The sequence below is a fragment of the Hwanghaeella sp. LZ110 genome (assembly GCF_048892525.1).
Taxonomy (GTDB): domain Bacteria; phylum Pseudomonadota; class Alphaproteobacteria; order UBA8366; family Aestuariispiraceae; genus Pacificispira.
This window is the reverse complement of record NZ_JBLZHT010000005.1, coordinates 392,027-414,120: the sequence shown is the minus strand read 5'-3', so window position 1 is coordinate 414,120 and position 22,094 is coordinate 392,027. Positions and strand designations below refer to the sequence as shown.

Here is a 22,094-nt window from a genome sequence, read left to right as displayed (position 1 = left end):
TCCTTCAGATCGTCAACAATCAGATGGCAGATCTTATCCGCAAGGTGACAATCGAGAAGGGACATGATCCAGGGGATTTCGTTCTGTTGGCCTATGGCGGCAGCGGTCCAGCGCATTGCACGGCCTATGGCGCAGAGATCGGGGCGAAGAAAATCGTTATTCCGCCCTATGCATCGGTCTTTTCGGCCTATGGAATTGCCCAGGCCGATGTTCAGTTTTCCGTCACAGGTTCGGTCCTGCAAGTGATTGCTCAGGATGCAGAAATTCCAGATGAGACTGTTCAAACCGTCAATGACATTCTGACACGCATTGCCGATCAGGCCCAGGATCAAATCGGGGACGATTTCTCTATCAGTGGCGCAGACCCTCAATTGCGGCTTTCCATTGATATTCACTATATCGGACAAATGACTGATATTGCCGTTCCGGTTGATGCGCCGCTTCCCTTGGATCGTGCCGCGATCAAGGATCTGATGGCAACGTTCCGGAAACTCTATGACATGAACTATGGTTCAGGCGCCAGTTCTCCTGCTTCGCCGATAGAATTGGTGAATGCACGGGCCGATGTTCTGATCCCACTGCCGTCTAAATATCAACCAGTCGAACTGCCGGTTGCAGATCGCGATCCATCTGCTGCGCGGTCTGGGTCCCGCTCTGTCTATTGGGGCGGAGAAATCGGCTGGCGTGAAACAGACATTTATAAGGCCGATCTAATGCAGCCGGGAAATCAAATTTCCGGGCCTGCCTTGATTGAACTGTTTCGCACCACGGTGCCAATTTATCGCAACCAACTGGCCGACAAAGATGTGTTCGGGAATCTGGTTGTGACTGCGGCTTCTAAAGACAGATAGGACCCTGCGCGATGACACATCCCATTGAAGTTGACATCAATCCAGTCGACCAGAGCTTTACACCGCGTGTTGACCGGGTCACATATGAAATACTGAAGCACCGTCTTTGGCAGATCAATGAGGAGCAGGCGACGACGATCCGACGCGTGTCTGGATCTCCCATCGCATCAGAGGTCCAGGATTACAACGTTGGGATCGCCACCGCAGAAGGCAAACTGGTTGCCTGCGGTATGTCGGTCCTGGCGCATGTCACGGCCCTGTCGCATGTCATCAAAAATTGTATGAAGATCATTGGCGAAGGCAAATTGCGTGATGGGGATATGTTCATCACGAATGATCCCTGGATGGGGGCGGTGCATCAAAACGATGTCGCACTGGTCGCACCGATCATTATTGATGGCGCGCTTGTCGCCTGGACCAGCTCGGTAATCCATCATGCCGATGTCGGGGGTCCTGTGCCTGGCAGCTGGAATCTGGATGCATATGATGCCTTTCAGGAGGCACCGCGCTACCGTTTCTTGCGTATCGTTCGGGATGGAGAGATCGCCGATGAAGTGATGGCGACGCTGATGACAAATTCCCGCACTCCCGCACTGGCGGAACTTGATCTCAGGGCTCAGGTTGCCGCTGCAGGCGTCGTGCGCCGTCGGATGACAGAACTGTTCGATAAATATGGCGCACGGATTGTTGTCGACGTCATGGCCGATAGCTTGCGGGATTCTGAAATCATGCTTCGCAATAGAATTCGGGCCCTGCCGGATGGTGTTTGGAAAACCGAAGAGCATGTTGATCATGATGGTCATTCTGACAGCCTGACAACCATTCGCCTGACCCTGACAAAATCCGGTGACACCCTGATATTTGACTTTACTGACAGTGATGACGAGGCGGCGGGCCTGATTAACTGTACCAGACCGACACTGGAGTCCGGTCCATTCAGTGCCGTCCTGACACATTTATGTGCGGGCATGACCTGGAATGAAGGGATCATGGACCGAATCCGGATCGACAGCCGTCCGGGCAGTATCGTGGATTGCAATTTCCCGGCACCAGTGGCGTCCGGGGTTATCAATTCGGGCTGGGCCGCCTTGGATGCCTCTGCCGCTGCGGTTGCCCGCATGATGTTGGATGGACAGGAAAGTCGAAAGCTCACGATGGCCGGATGGGCGGGCGCCCCTTATGGCGTAAACATCTTTGGCAAGCGCGAGAATGGTCGATCCTTTGCGACCATGTTGGGTCTGTCCGGGCTACAGGGCGGTGGTGCGCGCAGTTTTGCCGATGGGTATGATGCGGCAGGCTATCTGCATTCACCGCGATGTGGCGCAATGAATGTGGAAACAGCGGAAGCCAGATTTCCAATCCTGCATCTGTTCCGCCGCCTTGCTCCTGATTCAGGGGGGGCTGGCCAGTATCGTGGGGGCCGCAGTGTTGAAATGGCAATCACCTCCCACGGCGCAACCCAGGCAGAAGTTATTGTCACAAGCTTTGGCAGTGATCATTCAGGATCGCCGGGATTGGCAGGCGGGATGCCTGGCGCTGGCGCGTTGGGCGCGTTGGTTCATACCAAATCCGACAGAACCGGGTTGATCCGCCAATGCGCGGATCGAACGACAACGCTGTCGGCAGGGGATGTCAAACCTTTGCCGTCGAAGGCCCGTGTGGCGCTGAATTCGGGCGATGTGTTTCTGTCCGTTACCCATGGTGGGGGCGGGTTTGGTGACCCGCGCCGACGGTCTGTCGACGCTGTCGCACAAGATTTGGCAAGTGGCGCAGTTACAGGGGAGTGGGCCGCCCGTTTGTACAATGTGCATATGGCGTCAGATGGCACCATCGATATTGATGAGACCAACCGATTGCGGCAGGCCCCAGTTTCGACCCCAGTTTTGACCCCAGTTTTGACCCCAGTTCCGGCCCCTGTTCAGGCGGATGACGGGCGTCCCCTGACACAGGATGAATTGCCCGTCACCCTGCCGCAAAACTGTCCCCATTGCGAAGAGCCGATATGGGGACAAAACGGCAAAGCCAGCACGCCAATGATGACAACAGCGGACCTGGCGGCGGCGGGTCCTCTTGTCGCGGCCAGAGTGGCGGGCATCAGCCCACGGTTTCGACTGGTTACGCTGTCTTGCGCGCAGTGCGCCGGCAGAATTGAGGTCTTTCAGCAACGGATTGACAAGTAAATGACAACGATGCGGGTGCTTATCACAGGTGGGCTTGGTGTTAACGGCGCGTGGGTAACGCGGGAATTGGTAGATCGCGGCATCGAAACGATTGTCATCGACAATCGAGAAGATTTTTCTCTGCTTGGCGCGCGCTATGTCGAACGCATCGTTTTTGAAAAGGTCGACATTCGAATACGCGATCATATCCTGGATGTGCTGGAGCGGCACAAAATCTCGGCAGTTGTTCATATGGCCGCCGCTGTCGGTCATCAGGACATTGATCCCAATCCAGCCGGAACATTCGAAATTAATGCATTGGCTACCATTAACCTTTTGGAGGCTGCCCGTTGTGTTGGGGTTAACCGGTTTATTTTCGCCTCATCACGGGCGGTTTATGGCAGTCTGAATGGTTGCTTCGGCCCACCGACCTACCGCCCTGTCGACGAGACCAACGCCACCCATCACGAAGCGACCTATGATCTTTGCAAAATCATTGGAGAGAGGTTTGGCGAGGCATTTGCAGCAATCTCCGATATGGAATTCGCTGCCCTTCGTTTCTCAACCATCTTTGGGCCGGGCAAGACCACACGGCATGGCCGTTTCGGCGCCTTGAGCAAATTAATCGAGAATCCGTTTTACGGGGAGCCGGTGACCATTCCTGTTGGCGGTGATCAAGTCGATGATATGATCTATGCTCAGGAAGCCGCACGGGGGGTCGTAGCGGCCTTATTGGCCCCAACGTTACCGAATAGTATTTACAATATCGCAACAGGTAGGGGGTATACTCTGCACGATGTTGCCAGGGCTGTTCGGCAATATTATCCGAACGCTGAAATCTCTATTGGTGACGGGCTGAATTATCTCGGATCGAGTGTCAACTATTCAGGTATTCTAAGTCCAGAGCGGGCACAACACGATCTCGGTTTCAGTGCCAACACTGATCTTTCTTCGGCCATCGGAAAATACTACGAGGCGCTGTCTTAAGACTTGTTCGAACTGATCCATTCGATTTTCGGTGCGACGGCCTGCTGCATAGCAAGGCCCCGACAAGCCCTCCCTGCGCTCCACGGCTTTGCCTCGGTCTTCATTCCCCCGATTTACGAAACTGTGAATCGAGTCCAAGAGAGTGGAAGAAGGTTTAGATTTTCTGGCATCTCAGTCAGCGATTGAGACACCACAGGTAAACGAAAGCCGACGCTTTATGAAAAGCGTCGGCTCTTGTTTTAAGGTTGGTTCTACAATCACATGTTTATGAAAGTGTCTGCACGAACTCGTTCTTGCCGTCTTTGATGACGCGGTGGAGGAAGTGGCGATTCAGCTGATCCCCTTGGCTGTCAAAATCACAATCAGCGCCGGCACCGACATAGGCTATCGTCTCACCGGCCCGCAGCATCTTTAATGCTTCGATCCCGTCGCTGACCAGTGCCCCAGGAGGATTGGCGATTTCGGGGACGGATTTTGTCCAGACCGCGCTTTCGTCGGTTCCCGCCTTCTCGATAGCAAGTGCGGCGGTCCACACCTGATCAAAGGCATTTCCGGCAAAGAGGAATACCGTATCCTCAGGTTCCCCCATATCTTTGATAAACTTCTTGTAAACAGGACTCTTCAGTGGTGGCGCCGGTTGGTAGTGATCGATGCCTTCCGCGACTTCCGCACCAACACTTTCCAGGAAACGGCCATTTGCATCTGCTGCAATCGACAGCGAGCAAATCTTGCTGGTAAAGCCACCGCGATAGACTTCTTTCATGATCGAAGAAAAATCCGTCAGCAGGCCGGGGATGAAAACGGCATCTGGTTCCGCGCTGAAAATCTTTTCGACTTCCGCACGATAAGAGGGTTGTTCCGGCAGATAGGTGAGATTGTCTACGATCTCGCCGCCGCCCTTTTTTACTTCCGCAACAAACGGGTCAATCATGCTATCGATGAAAGGGTTCTGCTGTGACAGAACCGATATTTTCTTATGGCCGCGCTGTAGCAGGATTTTGCCACCAACCGGGCCCCATTGGGTTGATTTGGCCTGGAAGCGCCAGATCAAACCGCCATGTTCCTGCTCTGTCACGGCATTGGCTGCACAACTGATCATCATTACTTTTTTCGCATCAATCAGAAGCTGTTTGGACGCCATGGCAATCGGGCTGCCCCAATAGCCAATGATGCAATTCACATCATTCACTTCCAGCAACTTCTTAGTCGCTGCTGCACCGGCTGTCGGGTTGGATTCTGAGTCCTCGATAAAGAGCTCAATCATCCGTCCGCCCAGCAATCCACCATTTTTGTTGATGGTATCAACCGCCAGTTTTGCAGCTTTCTCCATTTCGGGCCCATAGGCACCCGTGGATCCCGTGAAGGGGATAACCATACCGATTTTGATGGGGCCTTCCGCTGCCCAGGAGGGTCGGATGAAAGGCGTTGAGAGGGTCGCGACACCGGCAACTGCCACGCCCGTTTTCAAGAGGTGACGGCGGCTGAGAGTGGAAAGGAAAACATCTTTGGTCTTCATATCGGCTATTCCTTTGTTTGAGTGTAGGGAAGGTACATGGAATGGGTTATCAGGTTGGCGCCTGGGTAAGTTCTGGTTCGATTTCCAGCATCAAGGCATCGTTAAAGCGATTGAAGAAGCCACACAGGGCGATGCGCAGTGTCAGTTCGACGATTTCCGCCTCGGTGAATTCCGCCCGAAGTCGGTCAAACATCGCATCCCGGATACGCCCAGGTGTGTTGGTAACAGCGATTGTGTATTCGACGACAAGCTTGTCGACAGGGCTCAGCTCCGGATGCTCCTGATAGTCCAGTAATGTCTCGATTCCGGCTTCTGAAATGCCATCTACCCGCAAATGCGGTGAATGATGGGCGACGCAGTAATCGCAGGCATTCAGTTTTGAGACGCAGACGACGGCAAGTTCAATGTAACGCCAGGTAATGCCCTGGCGCTGTTTCAATTCCATCAGCATGGCGGCCAGATGCTGTGTTGGGGGAACATGGGCCAGAACCTGGGCCTGATTGTTGAATGGTCCATATTCCGTACCGTATTTTTTCAGCACGGCCCCTGCATCCGGCGGCAAGTTTTCGTAAGGCATAGGGCTGATACGGGTCATGGTTGATCCTTCCGGTCATTTGGCAAATGGGTGGGGGTCGTGGGGGCGGTGGCTCGATATTCACGGACCAAACCCTGAGGGCGGTAGATCAACAGCAGGATCAGGCCGCCCCCGATCAATATCAGGCGGATTGCTGCAATCTGACTGTTGTCCAGAATGTCGATGACATCCTTCAGGAAGCGGGTTGCTTCCAGCAGCACCATGATGGAACAGGCACCCAGAATAAGGCCCGAATGCGACCCGCGCCCGCCGGCGATAACAGCCATAAAGGCATAGACGGTCATGATGGCACTGAACTGGCTGGGATCAATGTAACTGAACTGGAACGCCTGCAGAGATCCCGCAATACCGGTAATTCCGCCCCCGATCGCGAAAGCCTTCACCCGCATAAGCAGGACATTCCGGCCCAGGCTTGCGGCGACTACCTCATCATCGCGAATGGCGCGCAATGCCCGCCCGAATGGCGCGCGGGTTGCCAGTTCAAGGCCAGCAAACACAACAAGAACGACCAGAACACAGACTGCCAGATAAAATTTCTCGTAATGATCGGTTCCAATGACATCCACCAGAGGGCGGGGAATGCCCGGCAATCCAAGTGCGCCGCCGGTCAACCAAGCCTCATTCAGCGTGATAAGACGGATCACTTCTCCAAAGCCAAGCGTGACGATGGCCAGATAATCATCCGATAATCGGAGGGATATCAGCGATAACAGCGCGCCCATCACGGAACAGATCACAATCGCGGCGGCAACTGCCACGAAAACGCCTGTGCCATTCAGCATCAGAATTGCCGTTGTATAGGCACCCAGCGCGACAAAGCCTGACAATCCGAAATTGACCATACCGCACATGCCCCATTGGACATTCAAGGCCATGGCGATCAGGACTGCGATAGAGACCAGGGTCATGATTGTTGTCAGATATCCGATCATTTGACGATCTCCCGCCGCCCCAGAAGGCCTGTTGGACGCACAAGCAGGACCAGGGCCACGACCATAAAGGCAATGGCGCTGCGATAATTTGGATCGACGATCAGTGTCGCCAGTTCCCCAACAATACCTAAAGTCAGGGCACCAATGACGGCCCCTACAGGACTGCCAAGACCGCCCAGGATGGCTGCAGCGAAACAGACGATGATGTAATTCCACCCCAATTGTGGGTCGATCGCACGGTCCATGCCGATCAAAACACCAGACGCGGCGATCAGCATTCCAGACAGGCACCAGGTGGCACCAATAACCCAATTGGCATCAATGCCACGGGCTGCGGCCAGGTTTGGGTTGTCTGCCACGGCCCGCATCGCCCGCCCCAGAGAGGTGTGCTGAAGAATGAAATAGACCATTGCCATGGCACTGATGCTGACCCCGGCGGTCACCAGCAACTCATAATTTATCCGCAGTCCCATAACGCGATAGGGGCGCGCCAACGGTATTTCGAAGCTGCGTGCATCATTGCCAAAGAACAGCCTGCAAATATTTTCCAAAACAAAGGACAGGCCCATGCTGGCCACCAACAACGTGACGGGGCCCCGGGTCCGTAAAGGTTTAAAAACGGACAGGTCACAGATCAGGGCGATCAGCGGGAACAGCAAGAGTGTCAGGGCGGCAGCCAGGATCAGGGACATTCCCAGAAGTGTGTTGAAACTCCATGCCATATATGCCGCCATGGTCAACATTGCGCCAATCGCAAAATTGGGGAACCGTAAAATCCCGAATGTCAGCGAAAGGGCCATTGCTGGTAGTGCAATGATCAATCCCGTTCCCAAACCATTGATAATCAGCTGACCCACGTCTTATGACTCCCGAAGAAATAGTTCATGCAGATCACCTCGTTCGCGCAGTGTTTTTGCATCGGATTGATATCGGACCGATCCATTGACCAGGACCAGCGCGCGATCTGAATAGGGCAGGGCCATGGCCACATTCTGTTCGACCATAATCACGGTTGTGCCCAGATTGTTGACGGCTTTGACCTTGTCGAAAATCTCGATTACCAGCTTTGGTGAAAGACCTGCGGAAGGTTCGTCCAGCAGCAGGATATCGGGAGAGGATATAAGCGCGCAGGCAAAAGCCAGCATTTGCCGTTGCCCGCCGCTCAAGTTTCCAGCCAAAAGAGTCTGTCGGTTTGCTATGTCTGGAAACAGTTCCAGAACGCGCTCTCGTTCCAGGTAACCGGCGCGCCCCCTGAGCCCTAGAAACTCTGTCGACAGCTTCAGGTTTTCCGCAATTGTCATATTCCGGAATACATTGAATTCCTGAGGAACATAGGCCATGCCCTCACCGACACGCTGGGGTGCCTTGAACGTCGTCACATCTTTCCCAAACAGCGTGATGGCGCCTTTCCGAATGGGAACGATCCCGGCCAGCACCTTGATCAGGGTGGATTTTCCAGAACCATTCGGGCCAATGATGGTGAATATTTCTCCTGGAACCACCGACAGGCTGACGCCGTTGACGATGTCATCACCGCCATATCCTGCGCGCAAATCTGATGCGATCAACAAGGGCGCCGTCACAGCACACCCCCCAGATACGCATCTGCAACCCTGCGATCGCTGGTCACATCTTTGAAGGTGCCCTCAACAAGTTTTTTTCCTTCAGCCATAACGACGACGTGGTCACTCAACGCGGCAACCATATCCATGTTGTGTTCGACCAGGATGAAGCTGACACCCTTGCCCTGCAGGCCTTTGATAACCTCAATCAGGACCTGAACCATCGGGGGGGCGACGCCTGCAGCGGGCTCATCCAACAGCACGACCCTGGGGTTCAGCATCAATGCGCGGGCAAGTTCCAGAAGCTTCTTCTGCCCCCCTGACAGGACGCTGGCGGTTTCATCTGCCAGCCGTTCCAGGCCGACACGGGTCAGCAGTTGCATCGCGCGCTGTGTGGCTTCTTTTTCTTCCTTCAGGATTCGACCGCGCAGAAAAATAGGGGCAAAAAAGTGTTCATCGGATTGACTTTGCTGCGCCAGAAGAACGTTTTCTAAAAGCGTCAGGCTGGAAAGCTCGCGTGAAATCTGGAACGTTCTGGCAAGGCCGGCACGGGCGAGCCGATGCGGCTTTTCACCGGTGACATTGTTATCGAACAATGTAATCCGACCGCAATCCGGCTTGGTTGCACCGCTGATACAATTCAGCAATGTGGATTTACCCGCACCGTTCGGCCCGATAATGGCGGTGATATGCGACTCTGCGGCCTTGAAGGAACAACCATCCAGTGCCGCGACACCACCAAAACTCTTTTGTAACTGTTCAACCATCAACACAGACAGGCAATCCTTTCTGGAAAATATCCAGGCTTACGGACCCCATGATCCGCAGCGTTTATTGCCCGCATTGGTAATTTCTATCCCAGAAGGCCGAAGCCTCTCCATGACGCTCCGTCAGTCATTGGTGCTGACGGTTTTAACCGGTGTAGGATCGATCCCCTACATCACGCATCCACAGTCGTATCAAATGTCTCCTGTTTTCTGGTTCTTCGAAATCTTCGAACTCTGTCCGGCTATGACCGATGACCTTGTTGTTCACATATTGGAACTGGCCGGCGGACATTGTAAAATGGAACTGCAGATCTGGATCCGCAAACACCCTTTCCAGCGCCGATATTGCCTTGCGGGTGGACTCGTCCATTTCCGCATTTTGCATCTCATAGCCATTCCTGACCTGATGAATGCCCAGCCGCGCGGTGAGGCCTCCCTTGTTGATAAAGACCGGCTCTGAAATCGTAGGAGGGTCATTCTCCAAATGCTCTCTTTGACGGTCGAAAATGAACGGCTCATAGAGACGCGGCAGCACATCAGGATCACGCTTCAACAGTGCATTGTGGGCCGTTTCAAAACTCATCACCCGACTGACGCCCCCACTTTTTGCAGGCTTCAAACACAACAGACCAACAAAATCAGGCATTGGGTTGTTGTAGGAATTATCATTGTGGAAGGTAAGGTCGATATTCGTTTTATCCGGTCGAACACCTGATCCCGCGACGGCCTTTTTGCCTGTATCCTGGACATCATAGATCATTGTGCCATCCAGCTTTTGAGCCACCGGACGACTGATCATGGAAGACAGTAACCAATAAGATAATTTTGCGTCTTCGCTATGAAGCCGATCCATTGGCAATCGGTCTACCAGGGCAAATCCGCATCCAGCGACAAGCGCTTCTCGCACTTTAGACATCACAATCTGGCAGCAGGGCATGTCAAATCGACCGGCATCCAGCAGCTCTATTGGCAGACGATGACTTTTGTGATGGGCAACGGCCAACTCGATTTCATTCAGACATGCCTCGTCCAGGCAAAACTTCCAATCATCCTCTTTCAGGTCAGCGGCGCGCCATACCAGGGGGCCAGTTAAGACTGTGTTGATTGGTTCGCCGCGCGTGACTTTCTCGGTACCCATTAAGGATTAACTTTCCGCTTTCAGGTGGAGGGGATGTCTGACTTTGGAAAAACCTTAACAGTCGGATTTCATAAAAAGAAATTATTTTTCTTTAATATAAATATAAGCTATTCTTATAATTATGTCTTATCGCAACCTTGATTTGTCCTTGCTTCGAACCTTCTCTACCGTTGTGGAGTCTGGCAGCGTTACAGCCAGCGCCAGGCGCCTGAATGTCAGTCAGCCTGCGGTTAGCCAACAGTTGCGACGGTTGGAAGAACTGGTGCAAAAGCCCTTGTTCAAGGCAACAAGAAGGCCCAGTGACCTTACCTCAGAGGGAGAGATTCTTCTTGGCTATTGTCGGGCCATCCTTCGCCTGAATGATGAGGCGTTGAGCCGGTTTGCGCGACCAGAGGTGACGGGTCGCATTGTTTTGGGAAGCCCGGATCTTTATGCGAGCTTTTTTCTGCCAGACATTCTGGCAGATTTTGGTCGTGCCTATCCGACAGTTCAGATTGATTTGAGATGCGCCCTGACCGTTCCATTGTTGAAAGACTATGCGGCGGGACGGATGGATCTGGTCCTCGCCACCCAAATGCCAGATAACATACCCGGTCGATTTCTAAGGGCTGAACCACTGCATTTTGTAACGGGCGAGAACAGCACGGCTCATTCCAGGTCACCGTTGCCTTTGGCGATGTTGCCACCCGGTAATTTATACAGGGATCACGCAATCGCTGCTCTTGAAGCACATGGTAGACCCTGGCGGATTGCCTGTGAAAGTGAAAGCATCGCCGGTCTATTGGCGTCGGTGCAAGCAGGCTTGGCAATCACAGTTCTCACCCGGCCCGCCGTCGGCGCAGGTCTGAGGATCTGTTCAGGATTTGATGGGGTGCCCGCACTGCCCAGCGTGGACCTGGTCCTGTATCACGAGTTTTCCGAAACAAATGAGCCCGCAGGCCATCTTGCGGATTATCTCATCACTCGATTGGCATGAATCCCCAAAGTCAAATTCGCAAGAACAAAACTTAGGTCGGTGTCTCAGCCAGATAATCTGAAACATGTCCGATGACGCTCTGCTAATCCTCTTAAGAGGCAAAAAAACTTATCCCTTACACCCATTTTCCTTCGTTTGCTTTTCCCTGGAGACGCCATGAAAGTCTGCCTGATGTGATATTCGGTGTAGGCTTAGGGGGGGTGTCTTTATGGAGGCGGATTACATAATTGTTGGGGCAGGGTCGGCTGGATGTGTCCTGGCCGAAAAGTTAAGCGCCCATCCGAACAACCGTGTAATCGTCGTCGAAGCCGGGGGCGCGGACAGTTCTTTCTGGATATCAACGCCCATCGGTTACGGTCGTCTGTTCTATGATAAGGCTGTTAACTGGTGTTACACAACAGAGCCTGATCCCAGCTTAGATGGCCGGACGAGCCATTGGCCCCGAGGGCGTGTCCTGGGGGGATCCAGTTCGATTAATGCGCTGGTCTGTATTCGCGGACGCGCAGAAGATTATGAAGATTGGGCCGCGGCGACCGGGGATACCCGATGGGGCCCCGATGCGATGGCAGCGTGCTTCCGTACATTGGATGACAATGATCAGGGGGCGAATGAATGGCGCAATTCTGGCGGTGTTTTTCCCATTCACAGCATTAAAGGGGCCTCCCATCCAATTACCCAGAATTTTCTGGATGCCTGTGCGGAAACTGGTGTTCCTCGTAACCCGGATTTCAATGGAGAGCGTCAGGAAGGCGCCGGGTTGTACCAAATTAATACGCGAGGCGGTAAACGTGTTTCCGCCGCTGATGCCTTCTTGCGCCCGGCAATGCGCCGACCAAATCTGACAGTGCTGAAACGAACCCAGGCGCTGCGTTTGACCTTCTCTGAAAATCGATGCACCGGCATTGTGGTTCAGCGAAATGGTGAGCAAGTAAATCTGGTCGCCCGCAAGGAAATCCTTCTGGCAGCGGGCGCCATTGAGTCACCGAAACTGCTTCAACTGTCAGGAATTGGTGATGCAGGTCATTTGTCAAAACTGGGCATCAATGTGCGTGTCGATAACCCCAATGTTGGGGCCAACCTTCAGGACCATGTCGGACTGAACTACTATTTCCGATCCAAGGTGCCGACCTTGAATCAGGAACTTTCCCCCATCATTCGGCGGTTTTGGAATGGTGCGCGGTATTTGCTGACACGGTCTGGCCCCCTTTCCCTGTCTGTTAATCAGGGGGGGGCATTCTTTAAGACATCACCAGACCGGCCCCTGCCAAACATGCAATTGTATTTGCAATTGATCACCACACTGAATGGCCGGGGACAGGCCCGACCGTTGCTTGCGCCCGATCCGTTTCCGGCATTTGCGCTGGGCCTGTCCAACATCCGCCCGAAAAGCCGGGGCAGCATTCAGATCAACAGCGCCGATCCTTTGGCTCCGCCGATGATTAACGCCCGTGCCTATAGCGCGTCAGAAGACCTGGATGAGATGCTGGAGGCCGTTCAGTTCATCCGGAAACTGGTTTCGACCAAAGCCTTCTCCGGCATCACGGAGTCAGAGATCGTGCCGGGCCCTGATGTCCAATCGCGTTCGGATTTGTTGCAAGATATCAGGCAACGGACGGGAACTGTCTATCATCCCAGTTGCACCTGTGCGATGGGGCTGGACCCCAAGGCCAGTGTTTTGGATTCAGAATTAAGGGTGCGCGGTCTAGACGGGTTGAGAGTCGTCGATGCCTCCAGTTTCCCCAATATCGTTAGTGGGAATTTGAATGTGCCGGTGATGATGCTGGCAGTTCAGGCATCGGAGATCATTTCGAAGGGTTGAAGCCTAGCCTCCAGTTGAGATCAATCATCTGGATCAAATCGATTGAATTTGATCAATCAACCACGATCTGAACAAAACCATTTCAGGTTTTGCAATTTTCCGTTTATGGGGCGTTAACAAATAATGCGCCTCTTCGATGGGCAGCGGGAAATCGAATGGCATGGCAAGTGGCAGCGTCTCGGCGGCGGCCATCGCATGGGAGCGCAGCACGATTGCAGCACCCGCCCCATTGGCGACCAGGGTTAACGCGGCCAGGGAGTTATCGACCCGCAATGATCTTGGGATCGATGGATCTTCCAATCCCAAAATCTCAAAAGCCTTTTTCCAATGATCCTCATATCCCACGATGTGAATTAAGGCTGAACTCGCGATAATTTCGCGAAGTTTGGAAGCATCCCGCTTACATTTTTCCGCCAAAGACTTTTGGATGACGATCACGGAGTGATCTTGCATCAATCGTTCTGCAGAATATCCGGGCCATTTTCCAGATCCAAACCGTATGTCCAAATCCGTCGTTTCGTCGGCCAGAGCATCTGCCCAGACGAGGGAATAGAGTTGTATTGGTATCTGCGGATAGAGCGCCTGAAAGTTCGCGATTCGGGGGGCTAGAAACAGGGCCACAAAGGACAGGGGCGCACTGATGGTTAAGACAGAGCCGGTGCCAAGTCCAAACAGCTTTACGGTCGTTGCAGACAGGCGTTCCAAGGCTTCACGGACTTCTGGCAGGTAGGACGCGCCCATCCCCGTCAGCCGCACACTCCGAGCACGGCGTTCAAACAAGGGGTGCCCAATCTGCTGTTCCAGGGACCGAATTTGATGACTGATTGCGGTTGCAGTCAGGTTCAATTCGCGGGCGGCAGCCGCAAAACTGCTATGCCGCGCACTGGCTTCAAAAGCCCGAATCCAGTTGAGTGGGGGAAGCCGATAACTCATTTGAGACCCAATTTTAATTATGCCTAAGCGCCATAAAACTTCACTTGTGTTGGGCAAGCAAGTGGCAAATACTTTTCCTAAGAAAAAAGCAATTAGCTCTGTGTATGGGTTGAGGTCTTAAAAAAGGACCTTTGGTGGGGATGGAAATGAAAATTGTAAAGTTAGAGACATTTTGTAACCGTTTTGTCGGTTTCCTGGTTGTGACAGATGAAGCTGGCAATCAGGGCTGGGGGCAATTCTCCACCTATAATTCTGATATCACGGCGACCGTGTTCCACCGCCAGGTCGCGCCGCATGCTTTGGGGCAGGATACAGACAGCCTGGAACAGCTTTTAACCCTTGTGCCGGAGCGGGAGCATAAGTTTCCTGGTGCCTATTTGAAGCGGGCGTTGGGGGGGCTGGATACCGCGATTTGGGACCTGCGGGGCAAGATTGCTGGCGTTCCGGTCACGGTGCTGCTGGGCGGAACACCAGGAAAATTGCGCGCCTATGCGTCATCGATGAAACGCAGCATTTCCCCTGAAGATGAAGCCCAACGTTTCCTTAAACTGCGCGATGAGTTCGGGTTTGATGCGTTCAAGTTTCGGGTCGCCAATGAATACGGCCATGATGTTGATGTGTATCCAGGCCGCAGCGAAGGCATGGCCCCAACCATCCGCAAAGCGCTGGGGGATAAAGTATCGCTTCTGGCAGATGCCAATAGCGGTTTTTCCCCCAAGCGCGCGATTGAGATCGGCCGGATGCTGGAGCAGAACGGCGTCGAACATTTCGAAGAGCCGTGCCTGTACTGGGAACTGGAGCAAACCAAAGAGGTTACCCAAACACTGGACCTGAATGTAACTGGCGGCGAACAGGATTGTGAATTTGTTGTCTGGAAGGAAATCACCGAACGCAAAATCGTCGATATCGCGCAGCCTGATATCCTCTATCTCGGGGGTATGTGTCGCACGATGGAGGTCTGCAAAATGGCGGCAGAGGCGGGAATGTCGGTCACCCCGCATTCGGCCAATCTGGGCCTGGTCACGCTGTTTACCATGCACCTTTTGCGCGCCATTCCCAATGCTGGGAAATATCTGGAATTCTCGATTGAGCAGGCGGATTTCTATCCCTGGCAATATGGTGTTCTGAGGAACGATCCCTACAAGATTGAAGATGGAATGGCGACCGTTGGGGAAGAACCCGGATGGGGCTTTGAGGTTGAGCCGAATTGGTTGGCACGGTCTGAGTACAAGATCAGCGAGCATACTTCATGAGCAATACTGTAAGCATACGGGCCTGTAAGCATACGAGATTGTGTATCGGTCGCACCGGCTTCGAGATTGGTTAGGGCACATTATGGCATCCATTGAACTGCAGGACGTAACAAAGCGATTTGGCAACATGACTGTTGTCGACAAGGTGAATCTGTCGATTGACGATGGTGAGTTGATGGTCTTTGTCGGCCCATCCGGGTGCGGAAAATCAACCACGTTACGGATGGTTGCCGGTCTAGAAACAACGACGTCCGGCACGATTCTGATTGGTGGTCGTGATGTCACCAGGCTTGATCCGAAAGATCGCAATATCGCGATGGTGTTTCAGAACTATGCGCTTTATGCCCATAAAAATGTTTATGGGAATCTGGACTTTGGGCTGCGCATGCGTGGGGTCCCAAAGCAGGAAGCGGAGCGACGGGTCCGGGAGGCCGCCGAAATACTTGGCCTGACGGATTTGCTGCATCGGAAGCCCAAACATTTGTCGGGTGGTCAGCGCCAGCGTGTGGCCCTGGGGCGGGCACTGGTTCGTGATCCGGATGCCTTTCTGCTGGACGAGCCGCTGAGCAATCTGGATGCAAAACTGCGCGTTAAAATGCGCGAAGAGATCGGCGGCCTGCATTCCAGACTGGGCAAAAGCATGTTGTATGTGACCCACGATCAAGTCGAGGCCATGACGCTTGGCAGCCGGATCGCCGTGATGAAGGACGGTGAGATGCAGCAGGTCGGAGCCCCCTTGGAGGTCTATGACAACCCGGCAAACCTGTTCGTTGCTGGCTTTATTGGATCACCAGAAATGAATCAGGTTTCTGCGACGGTGATCGAAAAGGATGGCGGGTTGTGTATCGCCGGGGATGGTTTCTGCTTTGTGGTGCCCAAGGGTGACTCGAATGGGCTGACGCCTGGAACAAAGGGTATTTTTGGTGTTCGCCCCGAGCATTTGGAGATTGTCTCAACCCAGCCGCATACGGACGCGCCCTTCAAGATGCGCGTCGATCTGGTTGAGCCGATGGGCGCCCAGACATTGTTGTTATGTCGCGATGGGGAAACGTCGCTTCGTGTGTTGATTGCCCGCAATGACAAGATCACACGCGGTGATCACGTTGGTATGCAATTGGGCAATGGTCGCTGTCATTTCTTCGACTCAGCGACAGGGAAGACCCTGAAGTCAATTGGGACGACAGGTTCATAAGGGAGACCTAACGGTCGGAAGGAGGAGCATCATGGCTGATACGAATGATACAAATTTGCCACGGTCCGGTAAAAAACTGATGGGGAACGGCATTTCAAGACGGTCCGTGGTAAAGGGGCTGGGCGCGGCGTCCATGGTACCTTTTGCTTTGTCTGCACCCAATGTTCTGGCGGCGGATAAAACCATCCGCTTTCTGAATGCAGAACCCAGCGCTGATAGTGTCCGGGCCATGCGTTTCGCGGCGGCACAGTATGAAAAGGAAACCGGCATCAAGGTTCAGATGGACAGCGTGCCGGGCGGCAAGGCTTTTGAGAAGCTGCAGACGTCAATTCAATCAGGTCGTCCTTATGACATTGGGACGTTAAGTTTCTTTGGTGACGTGCTGTTGCTGGCCAATGAAAAGAAGATCGTGCCGCTGAACAGCATCATCAAGAAATATGAATGGGGTCCGAAGATTCTCTACCCCGTGAATGGGGACAACTTCTGGTATCCGTACGATTACAATCTGTGCTGGATCAACTATCGGAAAGATATGTATGCCGCAAAAAGCCTGTCTGAGCCCCAGAATTGGGACCAGTATATGGGCAACCTTGCCAGCGTGACAGGAACTGGTGAAGGCCAATTGGCAAGCGGTGTTGTCCACCCGATTGGCAGTAATGGCGCAACGAACTACACCGCCTTTGGTTATATGTGGGCAAATGGCGTTAAGTTGTTTGACGACAATTGGAATGTTATCTTGGATTCGCCGGAAATTCTTCCCAAGGCAGCGGAATATGTCGACTTCATGGCGGACCTTACCCAGTATATGCCGCCATCGCCAATGCAGGCTGGCTGGGCCAATCTGGTCGGGGATTTCCAGGGCGGGATCATTTCCCATACACCAGGAACCGGTCGCCTGATTGACCAGATGAATATGACCATGCCGGACAAGGCGCAGCAGGTTTCGTCCTTCCTGTTCCCGTCGAAAGATGGCAAGAAGTTTGCGGTCAATCATGGGTATGATGGCTGGGTTGTCTTGGACACAGCGATGACAGATGAGGCGTTGAAGTTCCTGGAATGGTTCTCCGACGAACATCTGATCAACTTCCTGCACAGCTCTCCCGTGCATTATCAGCCAACCCGTCTGGACATCTATGAAGATGCCCGATGGCTGGCGCATCCTGCACTGGAAACCTTTGCGGATATCATCGCGATGCAAAAGCGTGTGTTGAATGACCCAGATGTCATCATTCGGTCTATCGATACAGAAGGGCCTGAGCCTGATGTGCGTGCAGGTAAGGTCTTCCGGTCTTACGCCCTGCCGGAAATGCTGCAGGATCGTATTCTGAACGGATTGTCCGGTGAAGACAGCGTGAAGGCGGCTGCGGCCAAAATTCGCAAAGTCATCGCCTCTTAAGGAAGCGGGAGGTGCCGGTTGCTCTTATGCAACCGGCACCTCTGTGCTACCCCTATACGGGACCTACCCCTATGCCCAGTGATCGCGTCATTTATGTAATTCTATTTCTGGCTTTGGCCTTCACGGCCGTGCTGGTGCTTTATCCGGCATTCTATGCCCTGGAACTGAGTTTCCAGCATCGGGAGTCTCTGGTTTCCGAACCCGAATGGGTCTGGTTTGCAAATTATATAAAAGTGCTGGCAATGCCTGAATTCTGGCAAGCGCTGGGGCGTGGCGTTGTTTTTGCGGGACTGACAATATTCCTTCAAATTGTGTTGGGTATCGGCTTTGCGCTTTTGCTGGCGCGGGAGTTTCCCGGCATGCCGGTCATTCGGGGCCTTGCGGTTCTTCCCTATCTATTGCCCACAGTCGTGGTTGCCTTAACTTTTCGTTGGATGCTGGACGGGTCGGTTGGGATCCTGACCGTGGTCGCGAAGGTCTTTGGATTCGACTATATCCCCTGGGGTGAAGACCCGACCCTGGCGATGTTGACGGTCGTACTCATCAGTGTCTGGATCTGGACACCCTTTGTGACGCTGACCTGTCTTGCGGGCCTGCAATCCATTCCAGAGGAGTTGTATGAGGCTGCGCGCATCGATGGCGCTGGTCCCTGGCAGCGGTTTTGGCATGTAACCTTGCCACAGCTTCGCTCCGTTCTGCTTGTCGTGTTGCTGTTGCGCGCGATCTGGATGTTCAACAAATTCGACATCATCTGGCTGATGACCCAGGGCGGGCCACAGCATGCGACGGAACAATTGCCCGTCTTCTCTTATCGCCTGGCGTTCGAAATGTATGACGTGGGCCTTGGGGCCGCAGTGTCGTCCATATCCTTCTTAATTCTGTCGGCAATCATCCTTTTGTATTTCCACTTTTTTCCCTTAGAGCAGAAGGATTGATCGACGATGACCAAGCCGATTTCTCGAACAATCTATTGGCTTCTGCTGTTGTGCATGGTCGTGTATTCCGTGTTCCCGGTTTACTGGATGATCAATACCAGTTTTCGTGACGCACGGACCATTTACAGTTCAATCGATTTCATTCCTGTGCCGTTTACGCTGGAAAACTTTTCGACCTTGTTGGAACTGACGGACTATCCAACCTGGTTCATGAATTCAGTCATTGTGGCCTCTGGCACGGTGGCGGTGACAATCGTGTTGTCTGTGCTGATTGCCTATTCGGTTACCCGGCTTCAGTTTCGCGGTAAGAGCCTGGTAATCGGCACTATGCTGTATGCGTATATGTTTCCGCCCCTTTTGCTGGCGATCCCGCTGGCAACATTGTTCGTCCAGATCGGTATTCCAGACACATTGCTGTCGCTGATCATTTCACACACGACCCTGGCGCTGCCGCTGGGTGTTTGGCTGCTGTGGGGCTTTTTCAAACAGATTCCAACAGATGTGGAAGAAGCCGCCATGGTGGATGGGTGTTCCCGGTTGAAGGCCTTTATCCTGGTGGTCCTGCCCCTGACTTTGCCAGGGATCGTAACCGTCGCGATTTTTGCCTTCTTATTATCCTGGACCGACTATGTCTTCGCACTGGTCATGATCAGCAGTGATGTCAACAAAACCCTGCCAGTCGGCCTTGATACAATGGTGGGATTGTATGAATTGCGGTGGGGGGAATTGATGGCGGGGTCGACATTAATCGCATTGCCGTTGTTTGTGATGTTCACCTTCCTCAGTCGGTTCTTCATACGTGGCTTGGCAGCTGGGGCGGTGAAAGGATGATCCCGCTAATCGGCTATGCCAATGAGCTTGGCGCCCGCCCAGGTGAAAGCCTTGGCTTCAAAGTCAGTTCCACCAGCGATCAACCCTATGACGTTCAAGTGGTCCGAATTATATCGGCAGATCCGAATCCCGATGGTCCAGGTATCATCCATGAAGAAGTCCATGCCACCTGTAATGGGCAGTATCCCTCACGGTTCCAGGACTATGCATTGGGCTCTTATGCTGTGGTGCCGCTCAATCGTGCAACCGAACATCAGCAGCTGACGCTTGCCGTTATGGTATGCCCGTTCCTGTTGGATCGTGATCGCCAGACGCTTATTGCCATCGGGGATCCTGCGACTGGGGTGGTGTTGGAGCTTTGCCTTGATCGTGATGGTCCGGCCCTTGCTCTAGCGCGGGAGGGTCAGACAGATCGCTTGTGCCTTAAGACGCAGCCACGTCTGCGCCAATGGTATCGCCTTACGGCGTCTATCGACTTCATGACCGGCAATGCCAAATTGGTGTTTCAGGATGCCCGGAAAATCACGACTGTGATGACCGTTTCCGGCCGGCTGTCCACCAAGGATGCATTGAAACTGTCTGATCTGTCCCAGGTTACGATTGCGGCCAGGAATATAGTCGGGACGCCCGATAATCTGTTCAATGGCCGTTTAGAAGCTCCTAGACTCTATTCAAGCCACGCAGTCGGCGCAGATCCCTTTGCTGAAAATGTACCGACAGGATGTTTCGCCGCCTGGGATTTTTCTAAGGGAATTGGTAGTGACAGGATTTCAGATATTGGCCCGAATGGATTTCACGGAACTCTGGTGAACATGCCGACCAGAGGCGTCACTGGCGTGAGTTGGCGGGGGCGCGAAATGTGCTGGCGTCATGCGCCGCAGGACTATGCAGCCATTCATTTTCATGAAGACGATTGTTACGATTGTGGATGGGAAGATGATTTCACTTTTGAAATCCCGAAGGATTTTAAAAGCGGCAACTATGCCATGCGGTTGCGGTGTGGGGAGGAGACGGACTTTGTTCCGTTCTTTGTTGCCGCCCCGTTGGGTCATCCGCGTGCGTCGATCTGCGTCGTCATTCCCACCTATACCTATGTCATGTACGGCAATAATGGGCGTTATGATTATGGCCCTGCAATTGAGCAACGGATGAAAGACTGGGGTGCTTATCCGTATAATCCAGAGCGCCAAAGCCAGTTCAGCCAATCCAGCTATAATCTGCATCCCGATGGGTCTGGCATCAGCCTATGCTCCTGGCGCAGGCCATTGATAAACTTACGCTCTGGCTATTTGACCCTGCTGGCGCCTCGTTGTGGGTCAGGATTGCGTCACTATCAGGCGGACAGCCATCTGTGGTCCTGGCTGGAGAATAAGGGGTTGGATTTTGATGTGGTCACAGATCATCAACTGGAACGCGATGGCGCGGACGCATTAAATCCATATCGGACGGTTCTGACCTGTACCCACCCCGAATACCATACTGAACGATCCCTGGATGCCTTTCAGGGATATACGGATCAGGGGGGGAATCTGTGTTATCTGGGGGGGAACGGATTTTACTGGCGGATTGCGGTGTCTGATACTATTCCCGGGATTGCGGAAATCCGACGCAATGAAGGCGGCATCCGAACCTGGGCGGCACAGCCCGGTGAATATTATAATGCCCTGGACGGCCAGTATGGTGGCCTGTGGCGACGCAATGGGCGCCCGCCGCAGATTTTGACGGGTGTCGGGTTTTCCGCTCAGGGTACCTTTAATGGATCCTATTATCGTCGCACAGCGCAGTCCTATTGCGACGAGGCGCAATGGATGTTTGAGGGTGTTGAGGGGGATGTCTTTGGGAATGAGGGCCTGTCTGGCAGTGGTGCCGCAGGTTATGAACTGGACCGTTATGATCCGCTGCTGGGATCACCAGAGAATGCAATTATTGTCGCCCAATCCGAAGCCCATGCCGACACTTATGTCGTCGCGCCAGAAGAAATGCTGACCCATGTCAGCACAACGACCGGTGACCCTCCCGCGGACCTGATCCGTTCAGATATCATTTATTTCGACACGCCATCCGGGGGCGGGGTTTTTTCTGTCGGGTCGATCACCTTTTGCGGCAGTCTGCCCTGCAATAATTATGATAACGCCGTCTCCCGCCTGTTGGAGAATGTCGTACGGCGGTTTTCGGGGTCTTAGAGCCTCTGCCTTTATCAAGTAATATACGGTCATTTCCGGCTTCGTATGGCCATTCCGTCGCCATGGAAT

19 protein-coding genes are annotated in these 22,094 nt (G+C 53.4%); 11 read left to right on the top strand and 8 right to left on the bottom strand.

Annotation, left to right across the window (positions count from 1 at the left end; translation table 11 throughout):
* The 3 genes from ACOSDM_RS13100 to ACOSDM_RS13090 form a co-directional block, all read left to right on the top strand.
* On the top strand, positions 1 to 851 hold an 851-nt coding region (locus ACOSDM_RS13100), incomplete at its 5' end, for a hydantoinase/oxoprolinase family protein (protein ID WP_420724985.1).
* Between the two features lie 11 nt (positions 852 to 862).
* On the top strand, positions 863 to 3,031 hold the full coding sequence (locus ACOSDM_RS13095; protein ID WP_420724984.1) for a hydantoinase B/oxoprolinase family protein: 2,169 nt from the start codon (positions 863 to 865) through the stop codon (positions 3,029 to 3,031).
* Positions 3,032 to 3,997, top strand: coding sequence for an NAD-dependent epimerase/dehydratase family protein (locus tag ACOSDM_RS13090; protein WP_420724983.1), 966 nt, complete (start codon positions 3,032 to 3,034; stop codon positions 3,995 to 3,997).
* Between the two features lie 265 nt (positions 3,998 to 4,262).
* Here ACOSDM_RS13090 and ACOSDM_RS13085 read toward each other — a convergent pair whose 3' ends face one another.
* The 7 genes from ACOSDM_RS13085 to ACOSDM_RS13055 form a co-directional block, all read right to left on the bottom strand.
* Positions 4,263 to 5,513 (bottom strand): ABC transporter substrate-binding protein, encoded by a 1,251-nt coding sequence (locus ACOSDM_RS13085; protein ID WP_420724982.1) that lies wholly within the window; start codon positions 5,511 to 5,513, stop codon positions 4,263 to 4,265.
* 49 nt (positions 5,514 to 5,562) lie between these two features.
* Positions 5,563 to 6,108 carry a carboxymuconolactone decarboxylase family protein gene (locus ACOSDM_RS13080; protein WP_420724981.1) on the bottom strand — a complete coding sequence of 182 codons (546 nt, stop codon included), beginning with the start codon at positions 6,106 to 6,108 and terminating at the stop codon, positions 5,563 to 5,565.
* A complete protein-coding gene (locus ACOSDM_RS13075; protein WP_420724980.1) occupies positions 6,105 to 7,040 on the bottom strand; it encodes a branched-chain amino acid ABC transporter permease in 936 nt (311 codons plus the stop codon). Before ACOSDM_RS13075 ends, ACOSDM_RS13080 begins: the two co-directional genes overlap by 4 nt.
* A complete protein-coding gene (locus ACOSDM_RS13070; protein ID WP_420724979.1) occupies positions 7,037 to 7,897 on the bottom strand; it encodes a branched-chain amino acid ABC transporter permease in 861 nt (286 codons plus the stop codon). Before ACOSDM_RS13070 ends, ACOSDM_RS13075 begins: the two co-directional genes overlap by 4 nt.
* A 3-nt stretch (positions 7,898 to 7,900) precedes the next feature.
* The gene (locus ACOSDM_RS13065; protein WP_420724978.1) at positions 7,901 to 8,623 is read right to left on the bottom strand and encodes an ABC transporter ATP-binding protein; all 723 of its coding nucleotides are present in this window, start codon (positions 8,621 to 8,623) and stop codon (positions 7,901 to 7,903) included.
* Positions 8,620 to 9,369 (bottom strand): ABC transporter ATP-binding protein, encoded by a 750-nt coding sequence (locus ACOSDM_RS13060; RefSeq protein WP_420724990.1) that lies wholly within the window; start codon positions 9,367 to 9,369, stop codon positions 8,620 to 8,622. The genes ACOSDM_RS13065 and ACOSDM_RS13060 overlap by 4 nt, the downstream gene beginning before the upstream one ends.
* A gap of 145 nt (positions 9,370 to 9,514) precedes the next feature.
* Positions 9,515 to 10,507 carry a TauD/TfdA family dioxygenase gene (locus tag ACOSDM_RS13055; RefSeq protein ID WP_420724977.1) on the bottom strand — a complete coding sequence of 331 codons (993 nt, stop codon included), beginning with the start codon at positions 10,505 to 10,507 and terminating at the stop codon, positions 9,515 to 9,517.
* A gap of 121 nt (positions 10,508 to 10,628) precedes the next feature.
* Between ACOSDM_RS13055 and ACOSDM_RS13050 the strand changes: the two genes are divergently transcribed.
* On the top strand, positions 10,629 to 11,483 hold the full coding sequence (locus ACOSDM_RS13050) for a LysR substrate-binding domain-containing protein (RefSeq protein ID WP_420724976.1): 855 nt from the start codon (positions 10,629 to 10,631) through the stop codon (positions 11,481 to 11,483).
* A 208-nt stretch (positions 11,484 to 11,691) separates the two neighbouring features.
* Positions 11,692 to 13,302: a GMC family oxidoreductase gene (locus ACOSDM_RS13045; protein WP_420724975.1), complete on the top strand. Its 1,611-nt coding sequence runs from the start codon at positions 11,692 to 11,694 to the stop codon at positions 13,300 to 13,302.
* Between the two features lie 33 nt (positions 13,303 to 13,335).
* Here the strand turns inward: ACOSDM_RS13045 and ACOSDM_RS13040 are convergent, their stop codons facing one another.
* The gene (locus tag ACOSDM_RS13040) at positions 13,336 to 14,235 is read right to left on the bottom strand and encodes a LysR substrate-binding domain-containing protein (RefSeq protein WP_420724974.1); all 900 of its coding nucleotides are present in this window, start codon (positions 14,233 to 14,235) and stop codon (positions 13,336 to 13,338) included.
* Positions 14,236 to 14,381: 146 nt separating this feature from the next.
* On the opposite strand from ACOSDM_RS13040, the gene ACOSDM_RS13035 reads away from it, so the two are divergent.
* From ACOSDM_RS13035 to ACOSDM_RS13010, 6 genes are all read left to right on the top strand, one after another.
* A complete protein-coding gene (locus ACOSDM_RS13035) occupies positions 14,382 to 15,488 on the top strand; it encodes a mandelate racemase/muconate lactonizing enzyme family protein (protein WP_420724973.1) in 1,107 nt (368 codons plus the stop codon).
* 82 nt (positions 15,489 to 15,570) lie between these two features.
* A complete protein-coding gene (locus ACOSDM_RS13030) occupies positions 15,571 to 16,680 on the top strand; it encodes an ABC transporter ATP-binding protein (protein WP_420724972.1) in 1,110 nt (369 codons plus the stop codon).
* A gap of 31 nt (positions 16,681 to 16,711) precedes the next feature.
* Entirely contained in the window at positions 16,712 to 18,076 is a 1,365-nt protein-coding gene (locus ACOSDM_RS13025) for an ABC transporter substrate-binding protein (protein ID WP_420724971.1), read from the top strand.
* 71 nt (positions 18,077 to 18,147) lie between these two features.
* Positions 18,148 to 19,011 carry a carbohydrate ABC transporter permease gene (locus tag ACOSDM_RS13020; protein WP_420724970.1) on the top strand — a complete coding sequence of 288 codons (864 nt, stop codon included), beginning with the start codon at positions 18,148 to 18,150 and terminating at the stop codon, positions 19,009 to 19,011.
* 6 nt (positions 19,012 to 19,017) lie between these two features.
* The gene (locus tag ACOSDM_RS13015) at positions 19,018 to 19,842 is read left to right on the top strand and encodes a carbohydrate ABC transporter permease (RefSeq protein ID WP_420724969.1); all 825 of its coding nucleotides are present in this window, start codon (positions 19,018 to 19,020) and stop codon (positions 19,840 to 19,842) included.
* A complete protein-coding gene (locus ACOSDM_RS13010; protein WP_420724968.1) occupies positions 19,839 to 22,025 on the top strand; it encodes a N,N-dimethylformamidase beta subunit family domain-containing protein in 2,187 nt (728 codons plus the stop codon). The genes ACOSDM_RS13015 and ACOSDM_RS13010 overlap by 4 nt, the downstream gene beginning before the upstream one ends.
* Positions 22,026 to 22,094 lie beyond the last annotated feature (69 nt).